Annotated in this window: 4 protein-coding genes; 2 read left to right on the forward strand and 2 right to left on the reverse strand. The window is 32.8% G+C overall.

What is annotated here, in order from left to right; translation table 11 throughout:
- Window positions 1-485: 485 nt before the first annotated feature.
- A complete protein-coding gene (locus XI25_RS33220) occupies window positions 486-959 on the reverse strand; it encodes a hypothetical protein (RefSeq protein WP_152669265.1) in 474 nt (157 codons plus the stop codon).
- Between the two features lie 474 nt (window positions 960-1,433).
- Window positions 1,434-1,667: a helix-turn-helix domain-containing protein gene (locus XI25_RS30795; protein ID WP_046681646.1), complete on the reverse strand. Its 234-nt coding sequence runs from the start codon at window positions 1,665-1,667 to the stop codon at window positions 1,434-1,436.
- Window positions 1,668-1,821: 154 nt separating this feature from the next.
- Between XI25_RS30795 and XI25_RS30800 the strand changes: the two genes are divergently transcribed.
- Window positions 1,822-2,109 (forward strand): DUF6809 family protein, encoded by a 288-nt coding sequence (locus XI25_RS30800; protein ID WP_046681645.1) that lies wholly within the window; start codon window positions 1,822-1,824, stop codon window positions 2,107-2,109.
- Window positions 2,110-2,400: 291 nt separating this feature from the next.
- Window positions 2,401-2,569, forward strand: a 169-nt coding sequence (locus XI25_RS32675; RefSeq protein ID WP_152669266.1) for a transposase, incomplete at its 3' end; no start/stop codon positions are given.

Here is a 2,569-nt window from a genome sequence, read left to right on the forward strand (position 1 = left end):
AATTCTATCAGCAAAAACGAGACGAAGGCAAACCGGCAAAAGTCGCAATTGTCGCTGCTTCTCATAAGCTTTTACGCATTATTTTTGGCATGTGGAACTCAGGATCGGCATTTCAGGCTCATTAAACTCTTAAATTGGATTCTAATTCCAGTTTCGTCTGCTCTCATGGGTAGGTTTATTTAAGTATGTACAATTTTGGAATGACAAAGATTATTTTATCGAAGACTTGACTTTGATTAGCTGGTTTATACGACGGAATAGCTTCTCTGATTAAATAGCATGTATTTTTTCCTTAGATTGATTCTGTTTTTGATTTGAACTATGTTTTGTTAAATCTTTAGTTCAGTACTTAAACATTTCATAGAATATTTCAGAAAAGATAGCTAAACTAATTCGCCGTATTGATTATTTAGTTATCCGATAGTTAATTCCTTCAATTAGAAGAAATACACAGAATGAATACATACTTATGCCTGTATAGATTATCACTCTGTCGATTTTAAGCCTTGTATTTTGGCGGATTTTTTTGCGGCATCAAAATCCTCGATTGTTCTTACTTTGTCTGTAAATATTCTTCTGATTTCAACCGATTCATTTATTAATAATGAGTAGTCTCTTTTAACAGATTGGTGTATCTTTCTAGATACTTGATAAAAATTTCTACTTGTTATATACAAGTCTTTAAAATATTCAAGTGAAACGTATTTATAATAAAATACTTCTATTGGATTTTTCGAGCGTTTCAGTAATTTATCTTCTTCGACTAGCGAAATTTCTGATGTAAGTAAAGATTCAGGAATATGATTTTGCCAATTTCTCAATCGATTGAATTCATTTAGGTGTGATTCTAAGTCTGAGCTTAGAGGAGATAACTTTATATCATTTACTCCAGCTTTAATTGAACGTTCTGCTTGCTTTCGATATTTAAAATACGAAATTGATGTTTTTTTGAGCATCACCTAAAATATTAAGCAAGTAATTTTGATTGTTAGATGTTTTGTCCATCAATTCTGAATACACATCATAGGAAACTTTATCAGTTTTATCATGATTAAATCTTTCAACTAAGTCTTTCATCTCATTGTTATATTTTTTCAATCTATATAAGCATAAATCAACCGTTCCAATTATTCTAAACAAATATAAGATACAACTTTCTTTGTCTTTAAGTTCAAATTGTTTGAGTGCTTTTTTTATCTTGGGCGCACATTATATTCCTTCCCCTTAATTAGTTTATAAATTAGGTACTTTAAACCGTTCTTCTGAGAATTCTATGCATCTTTCTTAAAATTTCCGATAATGCCCTTGTATTCAAAACGTCAATGTAGTTGAATACTTTTACTGAGATGTTCTTTGAAATTCATCTGCAAACTTCAGCTCCACAAGAAGCAAAGCATGAATGCTATGTTGCACGAAAAAAATCGCTTCTCGAATCAACCCTTGTTATTTACTTCTTCTGGTACATATTCGATCAAATCCGATAATTTGCAGTTAAATGTATCGCATAGCTTGAATAAGGTTTCCAGCTTTGTTGTTTCTATATTCGTTTCCCTATATAACTTGTTGATTGAGTTCCGACTTAAGCCCGATCTCATCATCAATTCTGTTATATCATCTATTCGATGTTCTGCCATGAGTTCTCGTATATTACACTTGATTACGTTCATTTTTTTCCCCTCCATTGTTCTATCTTATCCTCCACATTACTAATCATCAACGAAAAGCGAAGTTTTAACTCTATAAAGTCAAATATTCGCCTTGTGATTAACTTTATAAGGTTATATAATAACTTTATAGAGTTATTCAAAGGAGGAATATTATATGATTGATACATTAGAAACGCTAACAGAACCGTTAATAAGAATACGTCTAGAATTACTCTATACCGAGCTTCTGAAATGTCATACGGAATACAATCAGCTTTCTACTGAGACAGATCAATACTTTAAAACACTTCGCGATGCTTTGCCCGATCAACTTCAACACACAGTTTTTCTTTACGAAGATGCTCAAATTTCTCTTCAATCCATCTTAGAAAGAAGTATCTACATACAAGGTTTCAAAGACGCTCTACAACTCTTTAGTGAATTGCAAAACTCTAGCATTTAGAGGATCACATGATCCTCTTTCTTTTCTATTGTTTTTGATTCTGTCGTATAACGTCTTATCTATGAACTTCGTAAATAACTCTATATGAAGATTATTCGCGAAGTTATTGAACACCCCTGCCTGTTCGCAAAATAAATTAATTCAACAAATTTAGTTAACTGCTTATCTAATCGGTAATCGGCTCATGTTCTTGTCCTTTTCGGCAATCGGTACTGGATCGGCTACACTTAGTTGGACAGAAAAATTAGGGGCTAGTAGAATGAAAACATCACAATTGGGAGCGGATCTACTATGCCAAGAGAGAGACGTACATTTACAGCAGAATTCAAAAGACAAATGGTTCAGTTATATGAAAACGGGAAATCAAGAGCAGCTATTGTGAAAGAGTATGAGCTTAGCCCATCTGCGCTAGATCGCTGGATTAAACAAGCAAACACCTCAGGTTCCTTTACTGAAAAGG

Source organism: Paenibacillus sp. DMB20 (assembly GCF_000987955.1).
Lineage (GTDB): Bacteria > Bacillota > Bacilli > Paenibacillales > Paenibacillaceae > Paenibacillus_AQ.

Bases quoted from the DNA above. Each gene is read 5' to 3' on its own strand.
- XI25_RS30800 (WP_046681645.1), top strand. From the start codon at position 1,822: ATGATTGATACATTAGAAACGCTAACAGAACCGTTAATAAGAATACGT.
- XI25_RS30795 (WP_046681646.1), bottom strand. From the start codon at position 1,667: ATGAACGTAATCAAGTGTAATATACGAGAACTCATGGCAGAACATCGA.